At 47.3% G+C, this 22369-nt stretch carries 20 protein-coding genes; 15 read left to right on the forward strand and 5 right to left on the reverse strand.

The genetic code is table 11. From position 1 onward, the window contains the following. Positions 1-162 precede the first annotated feature (162 nt). The 3 genes from ACQSGY_RS15245 to ACQSGY_RS15255 all read right to left on the reverse strand — a co-directional run bounded on the left by ACQSGY_RS15245 (position 163) and on the right by ACQSGY_RS15255 (position 3189). Positions 163-1074 carry a hypothetical protein gene (locus ACQSGY_RS15245; protein ID WP_427052507.1) on the reverse strand — a complete coding sequence of 304 codons (912 nt, stop codon included), beginning with the start codon at positions 1072-1074 and terminating at the stop codon, positions 163-165. Positions 1075-1526: 452 nt separating this feature from the next. After that, on the reverse strand, positions 1527-1811 hold the full coding sequence (locus tag ACQSGY_RS15250) for an imm11 family protein (RefSeq protein ID WP_427052508.1): 285 nt from the start codon (positions 1809-1811) through the stop codon (positions 1527-1529). Between the two features lie 166 nt (positions 1812-1977). Next, entirely contained in the window at positions 1978-3189 is a 1212-nt protein-coding gene (locus ACQSGY_RS15255) for an asparaginase (RefSeq protein ID WP_216513246.1), read from the reverse strand. A 419-nt stretch (positions 3190-3608) separates the two neighbouring features. On the opposite strand from ACQSGY_RS15255, the gene ACQSGY_RS15260 reads away from it, so the two are divergent. Continuing rightward, a complete protein-coding gene (locus tag ACQSGY_RS15260) occupies positions 3609-4814 on the forward strand; it encodes a cytochrome P450 (protein WP_427052509.1) in 1206 nt (401 codons plus the stop codon). Positions 4815-4967: 153 nt separating this feature from the next. Here ACQSGY_RS15260 and ACQSGY_RS15265 read toward each other — a convergent pair whose 3' ends face one another. Continuing rightward, positions 4968-6176 (reverse strand): MFS transporter, encoded by a 1209-nt coding sequence (locus ACQSGY_RS15265; RefSeq protein WP_427052510.1) that lies wholly within the window; start codon positions 6174-6176, stop codon positions 4968-4970. Between the two features lie 295 nt (positions 6177-6471). On the opposite strand from ACQSGY_RS15265, the gene hemE reads away from it, so the two are divergent. The 6 genes from hemE to ACQSGY_RS15295 all read left to right on the forward strand — a co-directional run bounded on the left by hemE (position 6472) and on the right by ACQSGY_RS15295 (position 12991). Further along, positions 6472-7536 carry a uroporphyrinogen decarboxylase gene (hemE, locus tag ACQSGY_RS15270; protein WP_427052512.1) on the forward strand — a complete coding sequence of 355 codons (1065 nt, stop codon included), beginning with the start codon at positions 6472-6474 and terminating at the stop codon, positions 7534-7536. Then, positions 7529-8479, forward strand: a complete 951-nt coding sequence (gene hemH, locus ACQSGY_RS15275; protein ID WP_145402907.1) for a ferrochelatase — start codon at positions 7529-7531, stop codon at positions 8477-8479. The genes hemE and hemH overlap by 8 nt, the downstream gene beginning before the upstream one ends. Beyond that, positions 8479-9903, forward strand: coding sequence for a protoporphyrinogen oxidase (gene hemY, locus ACQSGY_RS15280; RefSeq protein ID WP_427052513.1), 1425 nt, complete (start codon positions 8479-8481; stop codon positions 9901-9903). The genes hemH and hemY overlap by 1 nt, the downstream gene beginning before the upstream one ends. A 210-nt stretch (positions 9904-10113) precedes the next feature. Beyond that, on the forward strand, positions 10114-11517 hold the full coding sequence (locus ACQSGY_RS15285) for a CapA family protein (RefSeq protein WP_427052514.1): 1404 nt from the start codon (positions 10114-10116) through the stop codon (positions 11515-11517). Positions 11518-11546: 29 nt separating this feature from the next. Continuing rightward, positions 11547-12299, forward strand: coding sequence for a glycerophosphodiester phosphodiesterase (locus tag ACQSGY_RS15290; RefSeq protein ID WP_427052515.1), 753 nt, complete (start codon positions 11547-11549; stop codon positions 12297-12299). 59 nt (positions 12300-12358) lie between these two features. Then, positions 12359-12991, forward strand: coding sequence for a fumarylacetoacetate hydrolase family protein (locus ACQSGY_RS15295; RefSeq protein ID WP_427052516.1), 633 nt, complete (start codon positions 12359-12361; stop codon positions 12989-12991). 116 nt (positions 12992-13107) lie between these two features. Here the strand turns inward: ACQSGY_RS15295 and ACQSGY_RS15300 are convergent, their stop codons facing one another. After that, positions 13108-13515, reverse strand: coding sequence for an SHOCT domain-containing protein (locus tag ACQSGY_RS15300; RefSeq protein WP_145402902.1), 408 nt, complete (start codon positions 13513-13515; stop codon positions 13108-13110). Between the two features lie 355 nt (positions 13516-13870). Between ACQSGY_RS15300 and ACQSGY_RS15305 the strand changes: the two genes are divergently transcribed. The 8 genes from ACQSGY_RS15305 to ACQSGY_RS15340 all read left to right on the forward strand — a co-directional run bounded on the left by ACQSGY_RS15305 (position 13871) and on the right by ACQSGY_RS15340 (position 22263). Further along, a complete protein-coding gene (locus tag ACQSGY_RS15305; protein WP_427052517.1) occupies positions 13871-14428 on the forward strand; it encodes a MarR family winged helix-turn-helix transcriptional regulator in 558 nt (185 codons plus the stop codon). Positions 14429-14501: 73 nt separating this feature from the next. After that, positions 14502-15950 carry an aryl-sulfate sulfotransferase gene (locus tag ACQSGY_RS15310; RefSeq protein ID WP_427052518.1) on the forward strand — a complete coding sequence of 483 codons (1449 nt, stop codon included), beginning with the start codon at positions 14502-14504 and terminating at the stop codon, positions 15948-15950. Positions 15951-16085: 135 nt separating this feature from the next. Then, complete coding sequence (locus ACQSGY_RS15315; protein WP_427052520.1) at positions 16086-17018, forward strand: ABC transporter substrate-binding protein; 933 nt, start codon at positions 16086-16088, stop codon at positions 17016-17018. Positions 17019-17043: 25 nt separating this feature from the next. Further along, positions 17044-17820 carry an ABC transporter ATP-binding protein gene (locus tag ACQSGY_RS15320; RefSeq protein ID WP_427052521.1) on the forward strand — a complete coding sequence of 259 codons (777 nt, stop codon included), beginning with the start codon at positions 17044-17046 and terminating at the stop codon, positions 17818-17820. Positions 17821-17837: 17 nt separating this feature from the next. Further along, positions 17838-18611 (forward strand): ABC transporter permease, encoded by a 774-nt coding sequence (locus tag ACQSGY_RS15325; RefSeq protein WP_216513258.1) that lies wholly within the window; start codon positions 17838-17840, stop codon positions 18609-18611. Between the two features lie 225 nt (positions 18612-18836). Further along, positions 18837-19646, forward strand: a complete 810-nt coding sequence (locus ACQSGY_RS15330) for a DUF92 domain-containing protein (RefSeq protein ID WP_427052634.1) — start codon at positions 18837-18839, stop codon at positions 19644-19646. 13 nt (positions 19647-19659) lie between these two features. Beyond that, a complete protein-coding gene (locus ACQSGY_RS15335) occupies positions 19660-20238 on the forward strand; it encodes a TetR/AcrR family transcriptional regulator (RefSeq protein WP_216513259.1) in 579 nt (192 codons plus the stop codon). A gap of 81 nt (positions 20239-20319) precedes the next feature. After that, positions 20320-22263: an ABC-F family ATP-binding cassette domain-containing protein gene (locus ACQSGY_RS15340; RefSeq protein WP_289374217.1), complete on the forward strand. Its 1944-nt coding sequence runs from the start codon at positions 20320-20322 to the stop codon at positions 22261-22263. Positions 22264-22369: the final 106 nt, after the last annotated feature.

Genomic DNA, 22369 nt, shown 5'->3' on the forward strand with positions numbered 1-22369 from the left:
ACAAACCTGAACAACGATTATTGTGTCATAAATCTCCTTTTTTTACAGGGGGACTCCAAACGATAAGGGACCGACATTGATACTGTCGGTCCCTTGATATATTTGTTACTTTAAACTTATTTAATTCTTTTTATTAATACTTAACTCCATACGAAGAAACAATTATCTGCTTCCAGTGGTAACAGCTTCTTTAATTTTAGGAAAGAATGTTCTAGCGTGTTTCTCCCCATCTTGCGTCCGGAACACCGTAATATCCAGTTTCTCTCCATTCAATTCTGTAGGAATGTCTTGTCTTCCATCTAGAAAAGCCACTGTGCCGAGAGCCATTAAACCTTCCGCGCTTGTGCCTACGAAGAAGCCTCCGACTTTTTTGTTAAGCTTCGTTTTATTTCCGTTTTGATCCTTTTCCTCTAACGAGTATTGTATTGTTATAACTTCTGCTAATTGACTCGCTTCAATTTTATTAACCATGACATGTCTAATAAACACGATAGAGTCTTCCTTTTTTAATTGTACGTATGGACCGTCATTAATCAGATAGTGATACCAGAAATGGTGTCCACCCAATTTTTTTCGTTGACCTCCTTGCTCGCCCAGAAATACATGTTCAAAATACGAAGTGCTTTTACCTAAAATTAATTTGAACCAGAGTGCTTTAAGCATCTCTATCCATTCTTCATCAGAGCTGCCTGTAGCGAGATGTCCATTAGACTCTGCATATTCACGTGCTAGCTTCATCGGCTTTGTTTCAATCGCAAACTGCAAGAACGTACTAACTTCTTCCTGTTCCTCTAAAGTATTGTTCTCCTTGCCATTTCTTTTCCAATCATAGTTATCGTGAAGTTTTACAAATAAATCGTAGGATTTTTGCTTGGACTGTGGGATAAGAAATTCTTTAAATACAGAAATCTCATCCTTCTCGCTTCCTTGCGTCGTAGCTTCATTCGGCATTGGATTCATATCCACAATTACATAGCCTTGGGCAGCGTTTTTTTTGTTGTCACTTAGTCCATCGATTAACGGAAATATGCCATTCTCGTTCATGTCTGCGTCCCAAATTTGTTGAAAAATCATTATTATCCAACCTTTCTAATTTTTATTTTTTGAACCTTTATTATCTTTTTTATATTTAATTGAAAATATTTATGTAAATATTGTATTTTTAGTTATAATAAGAAAATAATTAACTTGAATAAGAATTTTTGTATTGAGATGACGCTAAAAGCTCTGATATATAAAGAGGTCCACCTTTTTTAGTTATATATGTAATTTAAATAATGTTAATAAGCAGAATTTGAAGAAAATGCAAGATTGTTCGTTGAATGATAAGAAAAATTTGCTTCCTCGCTAAATTGATTGCGCGACTGATGTCTGTTTCATAGAAAAATAGAGAAAGAGAATACTAACCTATAGGGATAAAGATAGGGTGGGATTTACACAATGTGGAGCTCATTAAACATTGAAGACAATCCAAGGATGGGTATGTTTAAAACTGCGTTAACTCTTGAAGTGCCTTGGAAACTAACTCATGTTGACCACGAAAAGAGGATGAGGCCTAGACACTCCAGATGTGCAAGCCAGTATGTCTGTTCAACCGGGCGGGCGTCATGGTAGCGGACAACGGCTGGAATAAACTGCACGTTGGTTTTGAATGGTTCTAACAGCCTTTTGAAAGCGTCTGACACAACTCTCGTTCCCGTAATGGTTTCGAAGTAATCTACCTTTAATCTGCGTACAGACGAAAAAAGCTCGATATCCGCACTGGTGTCATCTGGCAATTGCTCGTTGACAGCTAGATAATTCGTATCCAATTCGGGAAAAAAGGTTGAGCGTGCAGGATAAAAGCTATCTTAACCCAATAGGGAAAGTGACCAGGTAACATGCGTAAAAAAGTAAAAAAAGCAAAAAACAAAAAGCCGAGACAGGATGGAAATCTGCTTCGGCTTTTTGCGTATTCATAACGATGGTTTAGCTGGCTTACACCTGTGGTGTGCCGTAGGTCTCAAACCATTTTTTAATAGTATCAAAATCATCACTGAAGGAGAGTCCGAGCATCAAAAGGATTCTTGCTTGCTGCGGGCTGAGGTTATCCCCGGCAATAATGCCTTTACCGCCGCCATAGACGCTGCCGGAGCCTGTCCGGGTTGTCGTTACGAAAATAACCCCTTCTTCAATTGCCTTGGTCCGGGCTTGTCCCATGGCTCTGGAGATGCCGCCTGCGCCTGTTCCGGAGGTGACAATGCCCTTCACTCCGCTTTTGACAAAGCCTTCAATGGCTCCCCCGCCTGCTTCCTGATAAGAGATTGCAATCTCTACCTTGGCAAGATCGGCTTTGGTAATTTTGCTAAGATCGAATACAGGCTTCGCTGTGCCCTCCGGTTTCATGGCACGTGCAGGAGCACGATAGATTCGAATGTTTTCCTCATCAATGTAACCGACAGCGCCTAGCATTGGTGTTTCAAAGGTATCTGTGCGGTAGTCATTTGTCTTGGTTACGCCGCGCGCAAGCTGAATCGTATCATTAAGCATCAGCACGGTGCCAAAGGATGTGGTCCGGCCGCTGCCTGCAAGTTTGATGGCATTGTACAGGTTGGCTTGGGCATCCGAGCCGATAACCGTCCATGGGCGCATGGAGCCTGTAATGACAACGGGCTTGTCACTTTGAACCGTCATATCCAGGAAGTAGGCAATCTCCTCCATCGTATCTGTACCAGTCGTTACAACAACGCTGTCATATTGAGACAGTGCCTTATCTACCGTTTGAGACAAGTCGTAGAGGTCAGCCATCGAGTAGGAGCCTGAACCGGAGTTGCCGAACTGCAATGTGCTGACGTCTGCAATTTTTTGCTTGTCCGGCAAATCTTTGACCATGTCCGCAATGAGCAGTGTGCCTGCCTTGTAATTTTGGAAGCTGGTGGCGTCTTCGGATTGTCCTGCAATCGTCCCTCCTGTACCAATAACAAGCACATTAGGAAGAGAAGACTGCTTGGAGGATTCCGGCACAGCCGGGATGGTTGTGTTTCGTGCTGGGGTAGTTGGTGCAGGCTGAACGGCGCCTGTCGTGCCTTTCACTTCTACGGTAGCAGCCTGGGCGGCATACGTTCCCACAGGGGAGAGGGATAGGGTGAGGGCTGTTAGTGCGGCGGTACTCCAAACGGCCCAAGGACGAAGGTAAGATGATTTTTTCATGCTGACACGCTCCTTCAAGTGAAATGTGTGTGAGGTATTCTCTTTTTTTATGTATAAAGATTGAGATTATTTTATTTCGTGTCAGTTAATATGACAAGTATTGATTATAATAGAGATAACGGTTACATTCAAAGTTTAAGAGAGTATTATTGCTGTTTATTAAAGAAAATGACCAATTTATTCAACGGATTAGTCTTTGTTTAAAGAAAATAGTAGCGAGTTTAATATAGGGATTATAAATAAAATGTAAATAAATATGACATCAATTGTGTTCGACAATTTCAGAGGATTTTGGAGCAAGGGATGGGCCGTAAGGCTTATTTACTGTGTTTTATTGGAATTAACATCCAGTTATGTGTATAATGAATATGAATTTATATGTAAATAAATATATATATTATTGATTGGAGGAAAACACGATGAAACAAGCGCCCCGAAAATATGCCAATTATATCCCGATTCGGGATTTGCACAGCAAGGAACGGCAGTTATCCCCCTTCCAGGTGTATGCAGAACTTCGTGAGAACACTCCAGTCCGTTATGATGAGCATCGTGAATGCTGGGATGTGTTTCGTTATGAAGATGTGCATTATGTACTAAAAAATCCAAAGCTGTTTTCTTCCGAACGTAACCGTGCGGGTTCCAGTTTGCTGACCACAGACCCGCCCAAGCATAAGCAGCTTCGTGATTTGGTTAATCAGGCGTTTACGCCCAAGGCCATTGAAGCGCTGGCGCCGCGAATTCAGGAGATTACGGATGAATTGCTGGCCCCGCATCTTTCGGGTGAGAAAATGAATCTGATTGATGATCTCGCAGCGCCGCTGCCCGTCATCGTCATTGCTGAACTGATCGGTGTTCCGGCTTCGGATCGCCGGGAATTCAAGGTTTGGTCCGATGTGCTCGTGAAGGGTGCGCGCGATGACAGCGAGCAGGCGTTTCAAGAGTTAACGGATGAAAAGCGACAGAATATCCAGGAGTTATATGCCTATTTCACTGAAATTTTGGAACAGCGTCGTTTAGAGCCGAAGGATGACCTCGTTTCCTTGCTGCTTGCTGCAGAGATTGAAGGGCAGAAGCTGACGGTGGAGGAGGTTGTCAATTTCTGCATTCTCCTGCTGGTCGCAGGGAATGAAACCACAACCAATCTGATTGCCAACGCGGTGCGTATCCTCTCTGAACAACCTGAATTGCAGAACGAGTTGCGTGAGCATCCGGATCGGGTGGCGAGTGCTGTAGAAGAAACATTGCGGTATTATCCGCCAATTGTAGCGATAGGACGTGTAGCAAGGGAAACAGTGGAATTAAACGGACAAACCATTCATGCGGGAGATCAGGTTATTTCCTGGGTAGGGGCGGCAAATCGTGATCCTGCGCAGTTTGAACGTGCTGATGAATTCGTATCGGATCGCAAGCCGAACAGACATCTGGGCTTCGGGTTTGGCATTCATTTCTGCCTTGGTGCACCTTTGGCACGTTTGGAAGCGAGAGTTGTGCTGCATACCCTTCTTCAAAGGGTGGAGCACATAAAGCTGGCTCCTGAAGCGGAGCTGGAGCCGATCCAGAGTGCCTTTGTCTTTGGTGTGAAGGAATATCCTATTCAATTTCACGAACGACAAGCAGAGTAGCGTCGTGTATCTGCTCTGCACACAGAAAGAAAGCCGCTCTCAGACCCTAAAGGGGATGAAGCGGCTTTTTGTTCATGTTATAACCTGTATGTCACTCCCTGAAGGTGAGTGATGTCAGCATTTCGTCCTATTCCTGCTTAACCCCTGTTATCTTCACGGTTCAATGCGCACTGGCCTTTTGTACAGCTTGAACCGGACCCAAACCATATTAAGCAGCAACAGTGAGCCGGAAACGACAAACAGTCCCTCAATGCCGATAAAGCCGGCCAGAAAACCGCCAATGATAGCGCCCAGCATGTTGCCAAGCGCCAGAGTGCTGGTATTAAAGCTGAATGCCCGGCTGATCATGCTGTCAGGCGTATATCCCCGAATCAGCGCATTTACACTTGGAAGCAAACCGCCCATAAATACACCCATGACGAAACGAACCAGAATGAGCTGCCACACGGTTTGAACAAAAGCCTGCGGGATCAGCATAAGACCAGTACCGATCAAGGAGAAGGTAAGCACCCTGTGTGGACCTATTCGGTCACTTAGCTTTCCGAGTACAGGTGACATTGCCATATTGGACAACCCTGTGACTGCACCGACCATTCCAGCCCAGAAGGCTACGTCTACTGCGGTGCCGTGCAGTTTTTGCACGTATAAAGGCAATAGTGACATCGGACTGATCATTGCAAATTGCAGCAGGAACGTCACAGCGAACAGCGCTGGCAGCTGGGGTGATTTGCTAAGCTCTTTCAGACCGGATAAAACGGATTGATCCGGAAGCTTTGCCGCTTTTTGACGGTCGAATTTCTCCCGCACCAGGAACATGGCCAGCAAGGAAGCCGTGAAGATAAGTCCGCCTGTGATATAAAAAATAGGACGAAATCCGACTGCATCCGCCAGCAGTCCGCCAATAAGAGGTCCCAGGATGGTGCCTGCCACCTGCCCGGATTGACTGATGCCCATGGCGAAGCCCATGCGATCCTTCGGCGTTGTACCCGAGATCAGAGCTACCGCTGCCGGATTGAAACCGGAAATGGTGCCGTTCAGCAGCCGTAATAAGAGGAGTTGCCAGGGATTCTGCACAAAGCCCATCAGTGCAATAACGATGGCCATGCCAAATCCGGAACGAAGCAGCATAATTTTGCGTCCGTATTTATCAGACAGCTTGCCCCAGAGTGGTTGGAATATAAAAGAGGTAAGGAAATTGGCTGCAAAAATAAATCCGGCCCAGATGCCAATTTCATGCTCTCCTACGACGCCTAGATCTCTGGCGAGAAATAGCGAGAGAAACGGTGTGATCATGGTCATGCCTGCATTAACCAGAAACTGCCCGAACCAAAGCACAATGAGGTTAACCTTCCATGTTTTCAATGTGCTTTCACTTCCTTTCAAATTTTCTGCAACTCTCGATGCGAAGATTTTTTGCACACTCCATACAAGTGTTTTCTGTAACTTTCAAAAAAGCCATTTTTTTATTATATCACAATTGGCATATTAAAGATGGGTTATTGAATACATCGAAAGCAGGCTAAACCAAAGTATGAAATAGGGTGTAACGAATGTCATAGTATTGTCACTTGGAACACATCCCCAAATGGTTGTTACGGCTGTTTAAAAAGGGCATAATGGTAATTATGAGTCCAAAAACTATTGGAGGCTTCTTAATATGAGCTATAATGATCGTTTGATTCGGGCAAGTTTCAAACAGCAGGTAGATCGTGTGCCGGTTTGGTACATGCGTCAGGCTGGGCGTTACGATCCTGAATATCGCAAAATCAAAGAAAAGTACTCCTTGCTTGAAATATGCCAGCAGCCTGAGCTGGCGGCTGAAGTTACGCTCATGCCCGTACGGAAACTGGGCGTGGATGCGGCTATTTTGTATTCCGATATTATGAATCCGGTTGCTTCACTCGGTATAGATTTTGATATTGTCAAAAATATTGGACCGGTGATTGATAATCCCATTCGTTCCGCAGCAGACGTAGACCGCCTGCGTCCTATTGATGTGGAGGGTGATCTGTCACACATTCTGGAAACGATTCGTATTCTGGACAAGCAGCTCGACGTTCCGCTGATCACGTTTGCGGGTGCTCCGTTTACGATTGCAAGTTATCTGATTGAAGGCCAGCCTTCCAAAGGGTATATCCGGACCAAAACGATGATGTACAGCGAGCCGGAAGTGTGGCATAAACTGATGCAGAAGCTTGGTGATATGGTCATTACATATATCCGTGCCCATATCGCGAATGGCGGTAAGGCATTTCAGTTGTTTGACAGCTGGGTAGGAGCACTCTCTCCCAAAGATTTCAAAACGTATGTACTGCCTACGATTACCCGTATTTTTACCGAATTATCCGATTTGAATGTACCGAAAATTTATTTTCCTGGTGTAGCCTCTGGCGAATTGCTGCCAACCCTGCAGGAGCTGCAGGCTAATGTGATCGGGCTGGACTGGAGAGTTTCCGTCTCGGAAGGTCGCAGACGACTGGGGGGCAAATTTGCAGTACAGGGCAATCTTGATCCGTATATCCTTACGGCGCCAATGGAGGTCATCAAAGAACAGGCCAAAGCCATTATTGATGAAGGAGTCAAGGAGCCAGGATACATTTTCAATCTCGGACATGGGCTGTTCCCTGAAGCTTCTCTAGATAAATTAAAAGAACTAACCGCTTATATTCACGAATATTCAGCAGAAGCCTTGAAGATGGGAGTGACGGCAAGCAATGACTAAGACCGTAGGTGTATTGGTGATGTCGTATGGCACACCTGAAAATATGGAAAGTATTGAAGCATATTACACGCATATCCGCAGAGGGCGGCCGCCTGAGCCGGAACAATTAAAGGAATTGACAGATCGCTACGAAGCGATTGTTGGCGGTGTGTTCCCGCTCCGTGAGAATACGGACAATCAGGTGAAAACACTGCAGGAGACGTTACAGCAGGACGAGCGCCGGAACGGCACCGAGTTTCGTTGTTATCAGGGTCTCAAGCATGCGTATCCTTTTATTGAGGACGGCGTGGAGCAGATGGCCAAGGACGGCATTGAGACTGCAATTGGCATCGTGCTGGCTCCGCACTTCTCTACGATGAGCGTAGGCAGCTATATCAAGCGTGCACGGGAAAAAGCGGAAGAGCATGGCATTCGCATGTCCTTTATTGAAAGCTATCATTTGCACCCGAAGCTTATTCAGGCACTTGCTACACGTGTAAGCGCAAAGCTGGATGCTTTTGAGGAAGCAGGAGCCAAGCGCGGGGACGTGAAGGTGCTGTTCAGCGCACACAGTCTGCCTGCGCGAATTGTAGATATGGGTGATCCATATCCGGATCAACTGCTGGAAACCTCCGAAGCGATTGCTTCCCGCGTGGGCATTTCCAACTGGCAGTTTACTTGGCAAAGTGCAGGGCGCACCGCCGAGCCATGGCTGGGTCCTGACATACTGGACACACTGCAGGAGCTTTCCCGTGAGCAGGTGGAGGATGTGCTTGTGGCGCCGATTGGCTTTGTATCCGATCACCTGGAAGTGCTGTACGATCTCGACATCGAAGCCAAAGCGATTGCAAAGGAAATGGATATGCGCCTGATGCGCATCGACTCGCTTAATAGTGATCCTCTGTACATGGAAACATTAAGCGACTCTATTATAAGCCAATGGCAGCAAGGGTCTGATAACTGATGGAAGACAAGAAACGACGCGTCGTTATTGTCGGCGGAGGCCTTACGGGTCTCAGCGCGGCATTTTATATTCGCAAGCATTACCGGGCGGCAGGTGTTGAGCCAGCGATTACCCTGCTTGAGAAAAGTTCATTCATGGGCGGCATCATTGAAACGCTGCATCGGGACGGATTCGTGATTGAGAAAGGGCCTGACTCCTTCCTGGCTCGTAAAACAGCCATGATTGATCTGGCGAAGGAACTGGAGATGGATCATGAACTGGTCAGTCAAAATCCGGAGTCGAAAAAAACATATATCATGCAGCGTGGCAAGCTTCATCCGATGCCGGCAGGACTGGTTCTCGGGATTCCGACAGAGCTGAGACCTTTTCTGAGAAGTGGACTTGTCTCTCCCGCGGGCAAGCTGCGGGCGCTGATGGACTTTATTATTCCACCCAAGCGTACGACAGAGGATGAATCACTTGGTTATATGATTGAGCGCAGACTGGGAGCGGAAGTGCTCGAGAACCTGACCGAGCCGCTACTGGCAGGCATTTACGCAGGAGATATGCGTAAGCTGAGCCTGCAAGCTACCTTTCCGCAGTTTGGAGAGGTAGAGCGGGATTATGGCAGCCTGATTCGAGGTATGATGACGGGGCGTAAACCGACCGAGACACATACTGGCACGAAGCGAAGTGCCTTTCTGAACTTCCGCCAGGGGCTGCAAAGTCTGGTGCATGCTCTGGTGCATGAACTGGATGATGTGGACCAGCGTTTGAATACTGCTGCTATATCTTTGCAGAGATCGGAACAGCAAGACGCAAGATATCGTGTTGAGCTGCACAATGGCGAATGGCTGGATGCGGATGATGTTGTTATTACCGTTCCAACTTATGTTGCATCATCTCTGCTTAAACCTCATGTAGATACCTCGGCACTGGATGCCATCAATTATGTTTCGGTCGCGAATGTTGTTCTCGCTTTTGAGAAAAAAGAGATTCAACATGTGTTTGACGGATCCGGATTTCTTGTGCCCCGCAAGGAGGGGCGCAACATTACGGCCTGCACATGGACATCCACCAAATGGCTTCACACCAGTCCGGAGGATAAAGTGCTGCTTCGCTGTTATGTTGGCCGTTCGGGGGATGAGCAGAATGTCGAGCTTCCTGATGAGGCGCTCACGGAACTTGTCATGAAAGACTTAAGGGAAACGATGGGCATTGATGCGAGTCCAATCTTCTCCGAGATTACAAGAATGCGCAGAGCGATGCCGCAGTATCCTGTCGGTCATCTCCAGCATCTTGCCGATCTTCGCAAAGAGCTTGGAACTAAAGTTCCGGGCGTTTATATTGCGGGTGCTGGTTATGAAGGGGTAGGTTTGCCAGACTGTGTCCGTCAAGCCAAAGAGATGTCTATGCAGGCAGTGACACAGCTTGCTGCGAATTAAAGGCATACCCATTTACTTTAATACCCGTATTCAATTTGCCGTCTCTAATGTAGCAGTATCTACAGCAGAGATGGCTTTTTTGTATAAATGTGCTTGAAGTGAAACCGTTTTAGATGTATTGAGAAACATTAAAAAGGAAAGATGCATATCCAGAATATGCTTGTTATAATGGTATGCATATGGATTGTTTGTAAAGAAGAGGAGTGGCTTATGTATCCCCCAAGATCGCAGCGAAGCTCAGTAAAGAAGAAAGCAAGACGTGCACGTAATGTCAAGATCAGAGTTGTCAATCTCATGCTTGTTGCAGCGATTGGTCTGGTCGGTGTGTATTATATCCTCAACACACGTGAACAGCAGTCAGGGCAGCCGGTTCCTCAAGAGGCAGCACAGCAGGAGCAGGAGCCGTCTTCAGCAACGGACAATCAGGGCGGCGGTGCAGTCAATGAGCCTGATGCCGATCCGGCTGAAACACCGGATGAGGAGGCTGATCCTGTAGATGGGAAGCCAGATGCAGGGACGGACAGTTCAGATGATCCTGCATCATCTGGAGCAAGTGATCCGACAGAGAATAACGGTGGGAAAAAAGACACAGGCACAAAGACTTCTGATTCGGATCAAGGCAATTCTGGCAAAGTTGAAAACAGTGGAAGCACCAAGGCTCCTGACCCGAAAAATGATGTTACCATTCATTTTGTTGGCGATATTCAATTTTCCGGTAAAGTTGCGGAGCTGCTGGAGAAGAACGGTTATAGCTATCCTTTCGCCAAGCTTGGCAGCATGTTCAAGGATGACGATTTAACCATTGGTAATCTGGAGACACCGGTAACTCACGGAGGTACGAGCGCAGAAGACAAATCGTTTGTATACAAATCTTCCCCAAAGGCTCTGCAAGCTATGGCGGCAGCCGGATTTGATGCGGTTAATCTGGCAAACAATCACATTCTGGATCAGGGTGTGGAAGGTTTGGTGGATACGCTGGCATATCTTGAGCAGTATGGCATTGCTCATGCCGGTGCAGGCATGAATGGCGCAGAGGCTTACGAGCCTGCTTATTTTGAACGTAAAGGCATGAAGATTGCCTTGCTTGGTTTCAGCCGGGTTGTTCCTGTAGCAAGCTGGAAGGCAGACGGAAATCGGGCAGGGGTGGCGGAAGCGTATGATTCCACAAGAGCGGTTGAAGCGATTCGGACGGCCCGGAAGAAGGCGGATCTGGTCATCGTTGTAGCCCATTGGGGAGAAGAGCGTGTCAGTACCCCGAATGCAGATCAAACAAAACTGGCCCATGAGTTTGTGGATGCCGGAGCCGATCTGATTGTTGGTGGTCATCCTCATGTTTTACAAGGTCTCGAAAACTATAAAGGGAAATGGATTGCATACAGTACAGGCAATTTTATTTTCACAAGATCTACTACGGAAGAAACCTGGAAGACAGCTGTGTTTCAGGCTAGCTGCAGCCGGGAGGCGAAATGCAGTATGAAAGTGATCCCGTATGAAGCGGCTCTGGGGCAGGCTGTGCCGATGCTTGATGATGCAAACCGGCTCCTGCTGGAGCAGATGGAAAAAATGTCGCCAGGGATTCGCATTAACACCAATGGAGTTGCTACGCTTAACTAAACCAGCCTGCTGCTGAGGAGAGATAAACTATGAATAATCTGTGTGTAGCCCATCGTGGATTCTCATCACTTGCACCCGAGAACACGATGGCAGCATTTAATATGGCAATGGAAAGACCGGAAGTTCAATGGATAGAGCTGGATGTGCAGTTGTCGCGAGATGGTGTGCCAGTTGTCATTCATGACTTTACGCTGGAGCGAACCACCAACGGCAAGGGGCGAGTCAAGGACACGGACTGGGCTGCTCTGAAACTGCTGGATGCAGGATCGTGGAAGGGCAATAATTACAAAGGCGAGCGTATTCCTTCACTTCGTGAGGTTTTGGATCGCTGTTGCGGCAAGGTTAGATTAAACATCGAATTGAAGACGCAAGGGGATATGTATCCGGGCTTGCCCGCAGCGGTCATTTACGAAATTAGAAAAAGACATATGCAGCATGATGTGGTTATTACTTCCTTTGAACCGGCAGCGCTGGTTGAAGTGAAGAAACTTGCCCCGGAATTGCAAACGGGACTGATTATTGATGCCAAACCGGGTGATTTGCTTGCTGCGTTGCAGCAGATGCATTGTACTTTTCTATCAATCGGCTACACCAATGTAGATAAAGCATTAATGAAACAAATGCATGGGGCGGGCATTCAAGTGATGGCATGGACGGTGGATGACAAGGCTTCGATGAAAAAGCTTGCTGCCATTGATCCTGATGTGATGATCTGTACCAATCGGCCGGATGTGTGGGAAGAGGCCTTTGAGGAAGCAAGCAGCCGTTTCTTCAGACCATAAAGATCTATATTCCAGGATGATAATCGAAGCAATGAATCCAGCAAAGGTGGTTACAACTCATGTTAACGAATATCTGTAATGTATACTGTGTAGGACGCAATTATAAACTTCATGCCGAGGAGCTTGGCAATGAGATTCCGGATGAACCGATGATTTTTATGAAACCTTCCCATGCTGTTGTGCCTCTGAATGGGGAAGCGCTGGAGCTGCCAGCTTCCAAGGGAGAGGTTCATTATGAGGCTGAGTTGGTTATCCGAATTGGTCGGAATTATGAGCCGGGAGTGCGTGTAGATGAGCTGGTGGATGCCTATGCCTTCGGGATTGATTTTACACTGCGTGATGTACAGACCGTAATCAAGAAAAAGGGCCATCCATGGACTGCGGCCAAAGGATTCAAAAATTCCGCGCCTGTAAGTGGTTTTCAGTCCTTTTCAGGCAAGGAAGCATTGCTAGAAAAGGACTTTACGCTGACCAAAAATGGCGTTGAAGTGCAACGAGGCAACATTCGCAACATGATTTTTGACCTTCAACACATTGTTGATTATGTAGGATATCATTATGGTCTTGGCGCAGGCGATATTATCTTCACCGGAACACCGGAGGGTGTGGGACCAGCCGTAGAGGGAGATGTGCTTGAGCTCGCCTGGGATGGTCAATCCGTCGGGAAATGTACTATTGCAGCAGCGAAATAATCCTGTAAATTCCGTATGAATTATAATGGTACAGTCATGCATTCAGGGGCGGGAAACCGCTCCTTTTTGACGTGATTATAGAAAATAAGTGAACACGCATCTCTACACATTAAAGTTTAAGCCCATTCATAAGAGGTACGGGCGCTTTCAAGAACAATTTGTTCGAGTTCCGCATGCTGTGCCTCATATTGCTCTTGAGTGATGCTTCCCTTTGCCAGACGATCATTCAGCTGCTGCCTCAGTTGATTGACCTGCAGAGCCACGACCTCACTGAAATCTCCGTTATTCTCGTCCGTAATGGTTTTAAGTGATTTGCCTGCGTACAGATCCTGATACAGATCTTCCTCAGAGGAGAGGTTAAGTGCACTCAGCAGCTCATCCTTGTTATCATCTTTGGAATTTAAACTTACGATGGACCACTCCGTTAAGGGAATCGGCGAAATGGCTGATTTGCTCCAGGCGGTTCCTGCAAAAGACATGGTTACAATCATCGTACCCACAAACATTACACGTTTTATATTCATTCTTGTCATCCTCGCTTCTGTATTTAAGTACGAAGGGAATCGTAGCTTAATCTTGTTGTTTGATCTGAGATTAGTTTAACCGGCGAAGCTGAAGTGAAACTTAAAATGGCATAAATAATTCCTGACAGGCAAAAAAAGAATAAATAACTTTTAATTCTTACTTGACAGGTTGGGTTAGTTGGTTATATGATGAACTCAATTATTTTAACGCTAATTAAATGAACAGTGAAATAAATTTGAATACGGATGCGAGCTGATTGGACCACCAAAGGCTCCCGGGACTACTCCATATGGAATGTCTTCGGGAGCCTTTTTGCGTACTTGCTAACGTTTCGGTTGAATAGGAGGATATGGAATGAACGAGGCAGATTGGGATGCGTTGGAGAAGACGGATTGGCTCTTTCGCAAAATGGTCAGACGATTCGTCAAGGAGCGGGATCGGATAACGGTGGAAGGCATTAGTCTGCCGGGTATGCTTATTTTGCACAAAATCATTCGTGAAGGAGAACAGCGGCTCGGGGACCTGGCCGATCAATTGGACTTCACTTCCGGCGCCATTACTGCACTGACTGACAAGCTTGAGAAAAAGGGATTAACGATCCGCAGACGCAAGGAAGACGATCGCCGTACCGTCCTGCTTGATATAACCGCCAAAGGTAGGGAGATGTATACCCGCAATAGCAATATCGGTGCCCGATGTATCACGCTTCTGTTTGAGGGATTTACCACTGCGGAACTGGAGCAGCAAAGCCAATTGTATGAGCGGGTGATTGCGAATCTGGAGGGGTTCTCGGATACACTGCTGGAGCTTGCCGAGAGCAATATGAGAGATAAGAGAGAGCCGTCCGTGGACAACGACCTTGAACAGAAGCGAAAGGGGAATTCCGGAAAGAACAATTATCTAAGTTATTAAATGCTTGTATCGCAGTTATTAATGCTTGAACGATCGTGAATGAATTTGACAATCCAAGGGAGAGATGAGAACGATGGGACACTCAACAATTTATCCAACGGGAGCAACGCTGTATAATCCGGAAAAAGCCTGGGGTGGCTACACCGTGTATCAGGCAGGAGAAGAAGGCGTTGTATTAATTGATATGAACGGTAAGGAAGTTCACCTCTGGAAAGGACTGCTCGGATTTCCTGCCAAGATTTTCCCCGGAGGTTATGTGCTGGGAAGCACGGGCAGAAGAGACCCGAAATTCGGTATTCAGGATAATGTGGACCTGGTTCAGGTGGACTGGGATGGCAACATCGTGTGGAAATACAATAGCTACGAACATATTGAAGATCCGGGATACGAGCCATTGTGGTACGCCCGTCAGCACCATGATTATCAGCGTGAGGGCAATCCGGTAGGGTATTATGCTCCTGGTCTGGCTCCAAAAACACAGGGTGGCAAGACTTTGATCCTGGCGCACAAAAATGTAAGCAATCCGCAAATCTCGGATAAACCTTTGCTTGATGATGCCATTATTGAAGTGGATTGGGAAGGCAATGTGTTGTGGGAATGGCTTCCGAACGAGCATTTTGAAGAACTGGGCTTTGACGAGGCAGCACGCAATGTATTGTACCGTGACCCGAATACGCGTTCATTTGGTCACCTTGGTGGGGGTGTAGGTGATTGGCTGCATATTAACTCAGCTTCCTATGTTGGCCCCAACCGATTCTATGAAGCGGGAGACGAGCGCTTTAACCCGGATAACATCATATGGGATGCCAGAGAAGCCAATATTATTGCCATTACGGACAGACAGAGCGGCAAAATTGTTTGGAAACTCGGGCCGGATTATTCCTCTCCTGAAGCGAGGCATATCGGCACCATTATCGGACAGCATCATGCGCATATCATTCCTCAAGGACTGCCGGGTGAGGGCAATCTTCTCGTGTTTGATAATGGAGGATGGGCAGGTTACGGTCTTCCGAATCCGGCTTCTCCATATGGCTTGAAACATGCGGTTCGTGATCATTCGCGCGTGCTTGAGATCGACCCGTTGACACTGGAGATTGTGTGGCAGTATACCTCTGCCGAAGCAGGCTTTTCCGTTCCAACCGATTCGTATAAATTTTACAGCCCGTATATTAGCTCAGCCCAGCGCTTGCCTAACGGTAATACGTTGATCACTGAAGGCTCCAATGGCAGATTGTTTGAAGTTACAGCAGAGCACGAGCTGGTGTGGGAGTATATTTCTCCATACAAAGACGGGCGTAATACCAATATGGTTTACCGTTCGTATCGGGTTCCATATCAATGGGTTCCTCAACTGGAGAAGCCGGAAGAGGTGGCGATCGAAGCCATTGATGTATCGGTCTACAGAGTGCCGGGAGCAGCAGCCAAAGGCTCTGATTCGGTAGTTAATGTAGAGACAACACTGCCTTTTGTTGAGGGTGCAGCTTGCGTGGCAACATCAGATGAAGGAAAACAAGGCAGTTAACAGTAGCCGATAATACATGGATTGAACGGGGTGTATGTTGTGAAAAAAACAACCATTTTAAAGGGAGCATTCATGCTGCTCCTCTCCTTAACAATTATAATCTACGGATGTTCTTCAAACGGAGCAAAGTCCGAAGTGAAAGGTAGCTCCGCAAGTGGTGCCGCCAAGGTAAAGATCCGCATAGCGGATACGAGCACAAACCCGACGTTCAGGGTAGCCTTTGCCAAAGGGTTCTTTGAAAGCCAAGGCATTGATGCAGAGATTGTCACGTTTGGTTCTCCGGCAGAAGGCGTGAATGCGCTGTTTATCAAGCAGGTGGATATTGCCTACGGTGCTGACTTCCCGGTGTTGAACGCTCTGGCCAAAGGAGATTATTCGATCATCGCTTCTGCGGGTCAGACAACGGATGAAGCAGCAGCGGCATGGAAGTTGTATGCCAGGGATGAGATCCGGACGGGTGCAGACCTGAAGGGCAAGAGTGTAAGCTTTATTCGAGGCACATTTATTCCGTATCTGTGGGATGAGTATTTGAAGGCTCAGGGGCTTACGCTTGGGGATGTCAAGCAGATTGGGCAAGGAGCCTTCGATGAATCCTATATCGCATTGAAGCAAGGAGAACTGGATGCCGCCTGGGTTATCGGCTCTGCATTAACCGACAAGTTCGATAAGCTTGAAGGCGTGCATCAGCTGACAGATATGTCCCAGACTCCAGTGAGGCTTGGCATGGGGCTGGTCGCAAGTAATGAGTTCATCGAGGCTAATCCGGACACGATAAAGGGTTTTCTTGTAGCCCTCGATGAAGCTTCAACATATGCCCAGGCTCATCCTGATGAGGTAGCGGATCTGATGTATAAGGAGACAAAACAACCCAAGGAAGCAACCTTGAAGGATCTTCCGATCAATCCGTGGGTCGTTGGATTTACCCGGGAAGCGTATGAAAGTTTGGCGGGACAGAAGCAATACATGGTGGATAACGGAATCATTGAGCAGGATTTTGATCTCAAAGGCAAGTTAAACCTCGAACCTCTGAAACAGGCATTGCCGGATAAAGTAACATATACCGAATAACCCAAAACGTACTGGAGGTGTCTCTATGTCCTTACCCGCAGATCGTCACACGATTCATATTGAACAGCTTCGAAAAACCTACAACGCTCCCGCAAATGGAGAAGTGCATTACATTATCAAGGATGTTGATCTGGTGATCAGGGGTGGCGAATTTTTTGTTCTGCTCGGTCCCAGCGGCTGCGGAAAATCAACGTTACTTAACATGATCGCGGGTTTTATCTCCAAGTCGGGCGGGCAGCTTAAAGTGAATAACAAAGAGATCGACAGACCTGGAAGGGATCGTGCAATGGTGTTCCAACAGGCGGATTCCTCGCTTTTCCCATGGCTTACCGTAAGGGAAAACGTTGAATTCGGGCTTCGAATGTCCAAGGTGCCCAAATCTGAACGCCGTACGATTTCGGACCGTTACATTCAGCTCGTGGGTTTGGGAGGACATGAAGGGAAGTATCCGAAGGAACTGTCTGGAGGCATGAAGCAGCGGGTCCAACTGGCACGAGTGCTGGCTAATGATTCGGCGATTCTTCTCATGGATGAACCTTTCGGTGCGCTGGATGCCATGACTCGAAGAGTCATGCAGAAGGAGCTGGTGAATATCTGGAGGGAAACGAATAAGACGATTATATTTGTTACTCATGACATCCAGGAGGCTTTATTGCTCGGTGAACGGATCGGAATCATGTCGGTGGGGCCTTCATCGAATATAACGGATATTTATCATAACGTTCAGTCTTATCCGAGAAATATTGCTTCGGCTGAATTTAATTCCCTATACGATCAGATTCAAAGTCATTTTGAAGAATAACCGAGGTGATCCGGATCATGAAATGGTTGGAGAAAAAATGGGTGTCTGTACCACTGCTATGGGTTACAGTCATTCTGATATGGCAGCTTGGTGCATTGCTCTATGGGCCGGACGTGATTCCTGGTCCATGGGATACTGTGCAGGGGGCTCGCGAATTAATTGCTGATGGCACGCTAATGCATTATATCGGGATCAGCTTCTCGCGTGTACTGGCCGGATGGGTACTGGGAAGTGTCATTGCCATTCCGGTAGGACTTCTCATCGGCAAGGTTCACATCATTCGTCTGTTTGCCGAACCCTTTCTTAATTTTATTCGATTTATACCGCCGATTGCTTTCATTACATTATTCCTGGTCTGGTTCGGCATCGGGGAACAGTCCAAGATTGCACTGATCATGTATGCGACATTCTTCATCGTTGTACTGAATACACTGACGGGCGTCTTGTCCATTGAAGAGGATAAGATTCGTTCAGCCCGCAGTATGGGTGCGAATGAGTGGCAGATTTTATTGCATGTTGTTGTCCCTGCTACGACCCCGTACATTTTCACAGGTGTTCGATTGGCGATGGGAACTTCCTATATGGCTATTATCGGCGCAGAGATGATTGCCTCGAATGAAGGCGTGGGTTATCTGATCTGGAATTCACGGCTGTTTTTCCGAACGGACTGGATTTTTGTTGGACTAATCTCCTTGGGATTTATGGGTTTTCTCACGGATCGTTTGTTCAATTGGTTTGGTCGCCGTGTGTTGTATCGTTATGGCGTCATCGGCGGGGTCAAGCGAGGCTGACATTATACGGAGCGAACGACGCGATGTTTAGTTGCAAAAGGACAGTTATAATCATTATATTTCGTCCAGCAGACCTGGTTCGCAGCTTTCTAAGCTGCCGGATCAGGTTTTTGTTATGCCTGCAACGGGAGTTTCGGCATTGGGCTCAAACCGTGGTATAATTGAATTTCAAAAATAACATAAACGTCATGTGGACCATAGATGCTGCCACATGCAGGAGAGATTATGGACTGGATTATCGGCGCGGTATGCGCTTTTATTGTGGCGGGTGCAGCCTACGGGAAGAAGTCGCTAACCCTGTCCGGTTGCTTGGCAGCTGTGTTGATGGGAACGATCTATTACGGGGCAGGCAATCTGTTTTGGTTTGGCACACTGTTGTTGTTTTTCATAACTTCAACCCTGTTGTCCAAGTATCGTAAGGAACGCAAACAGGAGCTGGAGAAATCGTATGCCAAGACAGGCAATCGGGATGCAGGGCAAGTGTTTGCCAACGGCGGGATGGGCATGCTTTTATGTTTGGGATACTGGATATTTCCACACCCGGTCTGGATCTATGCTTTCATTGGTGTAATGGCAACTGTTACATCCGATACCTGGGCTACCGAACTCGGCAGCCTGAGCCGTAAGCCACCGCGTTCTGTCGTGAATTGGAAGGTGCTGACCCCGGGTGCTTCCGGTGGTGTGTCGTTACTTGGAACAACAGCGGCGGCGATAGGCGGAGCTTTGATTGGAGCAGGGGCATTTATCTTTTCTTGGGTCGCAGACTTTGAGACGCTGGGATTTTTGAGCTGGATGTGTGTTGGTCTTGCAGGTGGACTCGCTGGAGCATTCGCCGATTCCTATCTGGGAGCAACCGTCCAGTTGATGTATCGCTGCACCGAATGCGGTCGTGAAGTTGAGGTCAGTGAACACTGTGGCCACCGGACCGTTCGTGCACGGGGCTGGACGTGGATGAGCAACGATCTGGTCAATGTGCTGAGCTCGGTGATCGGAGGCTGTGTGGCGATCGGTTTGGGGAATATTTTGGCGTTGTAGGGAGGGAGTGCAAATGAGCACTGTGCAGGGAGACAAGTCGGAGGCTATTTTGGATGCGGCTTATGGTATTTTTGGATCAAAAGGATTTTATGAGACGAAAATGTCGGATATTGCTGATGAAGCCGGCATTGCAAAAGGCACCATTTATTTATATTTCAAGAGCAAGGAGCAGCTATTTATTGCTGTGTCCATGCGGGATTGTAACAGCTTTATAAGTCGATTGGAATACGCATTGCAGGCAAACGACAATACCGGTGACAAGCTTGCCGCTATTGCGAAGACACATTTGACGTATTATTATGAGCGCCGCAATCATACCAAGTTATTTTTTATGGCACCGAATAATGATCCGGACCTGATGAAATTTATGAAAGCCTTTATGAATGAATACATGAGCATCGTGCGCAGTGTTCTTGAGAGCGCCGGAGTGCCTGAGCCTGTCCTGCTGGCCGAAGCATATATCGGTATTCTGGACCGTCTGAAAATGGATATAATGCTGAATCCGGAATTTAATGAGACCGATCTGAATAAACGAATTTCGTTTGCAGCAGCGCTGTTTCTGGACGGATGTCGCTCCTTTTTGCAAGTATAAGAAGCTATGGGAGCGAGCGTAATATGCGTAATAATAGAGGATAGAGCATTTCAAACTATAGAGAAGTGTGGGTAACGGGCAATGAACATAATGACAGTAGAACAAATTGCAAAAAGTTATGGCGAGAAAATTTTATTCAAAGATGCTTCATTCGGGATGGAGGATCAGGATAAAATCGGCGTCGTCGGTGTGAACGGCACCGGGAAATCTACGTTTTTGCGAGTGATTGCAGGTCTGGAGCCGGCAGATGAGGGTCAGATCGCCATCGGGAATGATGTACGTGTGCAGTTTCTGGCCCAGAATCCGGAGTTTAATCCGAATAATACGGTGTTGCAGCAGGTGTTTGAAGGTGAAGGCGCCGAGATGAGAACGGTACGGGAGTATACAGAAACGATGGAGCTGCTGGAGTTGAATCCGTCAGATACCGAGCTGACTGAGCGACTGTTGCGTCTGAATCAACAGATGGAGCAGCTTCAGCTCTGGCAGATGGAGAGTGAAGCCAAAAGCATTTTGTCCAAGCTGGGCATACAGCAGTTCGATGCATTAATGGGCACTTTGTCAGGCGGACAGCGGAAACGGGTTGCTTTGGCGGCAGCGTTAATTCACCCTTGCGAGCTGCTCATTCTGGACGAGCCGACGAACCATATTGATAATGATTCAGTCGTGTGGCTGGAGCAGTATCTGCAGAAGCGGCGCGGCGCATTGCTTATGATTACGCATGATCGCTATTTCCTAGATCGGGTAGCCAATGTCATGCTGGAGCTTGATCATGGACGCTTGTTCCGATATGAGGCGAACTATACACGTTTTCTGGAGCTGAAGGCTGAACGGGAGGAACGAGAGGCTGCTTCAGAACAGAAACGTCAAAATCTGCTGCGTACCGAGCTTGCCTGGATTCGCCGGGGAGCGAAGGCGCGCACGACGAAACAGAAGGCGCGGATTGATCGTTTTGAACAGCTTAAAGACCAGCAAGGGGTTCAGCGTTCCGGTTCGCTTGAGGTGTCCGTAGGTTCGACACGTCTAGGGAAAAAAATACTGGAGATCGAGCATCTCTCCAAGTCGGTCGGTGACCGCAAGCTGATTGAGGATCTGAGCTACATTGCCGTGCCGGGTGATCGTGTAGGCATTGTTGGTCCGAATGGCAGCGGTAAATCCACCCTGCTGCAGATGATTTCGGGCAGATTACAGCCGGATGCCGGAGAGGTTGTGCTTGGACCAACCGTCAATCTGGGTTATTTCACGCAGGAGCATCAGGAAATGGACGAGACGATGCGTGTCATTGAATATATCAAGGAAGTGGCCGAAAATATTAAAACTGCTGACGGATCGCTTATTACAGCTTCACAGATGCTTGAGCGCTTTTTATTCAGTCCAACCGCACAATGGACGCCAATAGCCCGATTGTCCGGGGGAGAGAAACGGCGACTATACCTGCTTCGAATTCTGATGGCGGCTCCCAATGTACTGCTGCTGGATGAGCCAACGAATGATCTGGACATTCAGACGCTTGCGGTGCTGGAAGACTATCTGGATGATTTCCCGGGGGTTGTGTTTGTCGTATCGCATGATCGCTATTTCCTGGATCGTACGGTAGATAAGGTACTTGCGTTCGAAGGCGATGGGGCTATCCGTGTGCACGTAGGTGATTACAGCGAATATGCGGAATGGATGCTGAAAAATGCGCCTGTCAATCAGCAGAGTGGTGCTGGAACTGCCGCCAAAAAACAGGCGAGTGAAAAAACGTCCGAGGCCGCTGCTCCTGCCTCCTCTGCGTCGGCAAAGCCTAAACTGAAATTCAGTTTTAAAGAGCAGCGTGAATTTGATCAGATTGATGAGAACATTGAGAAGGCCGAAGCGAATCTTGCCCGGATTAACCAAGAGATGGAAGCCGCCTTCAGTGATTCTGCTCGTTTGCAGGAGTTAATGGCCGAACAGGCAGAGGCCGAGCGTCATCTGGATGAATTGATGGAGCGCTGGACTGTACTGAATGAGATCGCTGAGCAGATTGAACAAAATAAATCCTAACTTGCTTGATGTAAGCAAACCATAATAATGTCTTTCTTCATAAAGCGGCTACATGTCGTTTTGAAGGAGGGCATTTTTGGTTTACATGATGATGATAAATTAGATG

This window comes from Paenibacillus sp. TC-CSREp1 (genome assembly GCF_050171015.1).
Lineage (GTDB): Bacteria > Bacillota > Bacilli > Paenibacillales > Paenibacillaceae > Paenibacillus > Paenibacillus silvae.

Excerpts from the sequence above, each read along its gene's own strand:
- ACQSGY_RS15245 (WP_427052507.1), bottom strand. The coding sequence starts at position 1,074 with ATGATTTTTCAACAAATTTGGGACGCAGACATGAACGAGAATGGCATA.
- ACQSGY_RS15255 (WP_216513246.1), bottom strand. The coding sequence starts at position 3,189 with ATGAAAAAATCATCTTACCTTCGTCCTTGGGCCGTTTGGAGTACCGCC.
- ACQSGY_RS15260 (WP_427052509.1), top strand. The coding sequence starts at position 3,609 with ATGAAACAAGCGCCCCGAAAATATGCCAATTATATCCCGATTCGGGAT.
- hemE (WP_427052512.1), top strand. The coding sequence starts at position 6,472 with ATGAGCTATAATGATCGTTTGATTCGGGCAAGTTTCAAACAGCAGGTA.
- hemH (WP_145402907.1), top strand. The coding sequence starts at position 7,529 with ATGACTAAGACCGTAGGTGTATTGGTGATGTCGTATGGCACACCTGAA.
- hemY (WP_427052513.1), top strand. The coding sequence starts at position 8,479 with ATGGAAGACAAGAAACGACGCGTCGTTATTGTCGGCGGAGGCCTTACG.
- ACQSGY_RS15285 (WP_427052514.1), top strand. The coding sequence starts at position 10,114 with ATGTATCCCCCAAGATCGCAGCGAAGCTCAGTAAAGAAGAAAGCAAGA.
- ACQSGY_RS15290 (WP_427052515.1), top strand. The coding sequence starts at position 11,547 with ATGAATAATCTGTGTGTAGCCCATCGTGGATTCTCATCACTTGCACCC.
- ACQSGY_RS15295 (WP_427052516.1), top strand. The coding sequence starts at position 12,359 with ATGTTAACGAATATCTGTAATGTATACTGTGTAGGACGCAATTATAAA.
- ACQSGY_RS15300 (WP_145402902.1), bottom strand. The coding sequence starts at position 13,515 with ATGAATATAAAACGTGTAATGTTTGTGGGTACGATGATTGTAACCATG.
- ACQSGY_RS15305 (WP_427052517.1), top strand. The coding sequence starts at position 13,871 with ATGAACGAGGCAGATTGGGATGCGTTGGAGAAGACGGATTGGCTCTTT.
- ACQSGY_RS15310 (WP_427052518.1), top strand. The coding sequence starts at position 14,502 with ATGGGACACTCAACAATTTATCCAACGGGAGCAACGCTGTATAATCCG.
- ACQSGY_RS15320 (WP_427052521.1), top strand. The coding sequence starts at position 17,044 with ATGTCCTTACCCGCAGATCGTCACACGATTCATATTGAACAGCTTCGA.
- ACQSGY_RS15325 (WP_216513258.1), top strand. The coding sequence starts at position 17,838 with ATGAAATGGTTGGAGAAAAAATGGGTGTCTGTACCACTGCTATGGGTT.
- ACQSGY_RS15330 (WP_427052634.1), top strand. The coding sequence starts at position 18,837 with ATGGACTGGATTATCGGCGCGGTATGCGCTTTTATTGTGGCGGGTGCA.
- ACQSGY_RS15335 (WP_216513259.1), top strand. The coding sequence starts at position 19,660 with ATGAGCACTGTGCAGGGAGACAAGTCGGAGGCTATTTTGGATGCGGCT.
- ACQSGY_RS15340 (WP_289374217.1), top strand. The coding sequence starts at position 20,320 with ATGAACATAATGACAGTAGAACAAATTGCAAAAAGTTATGGCGAGAAA.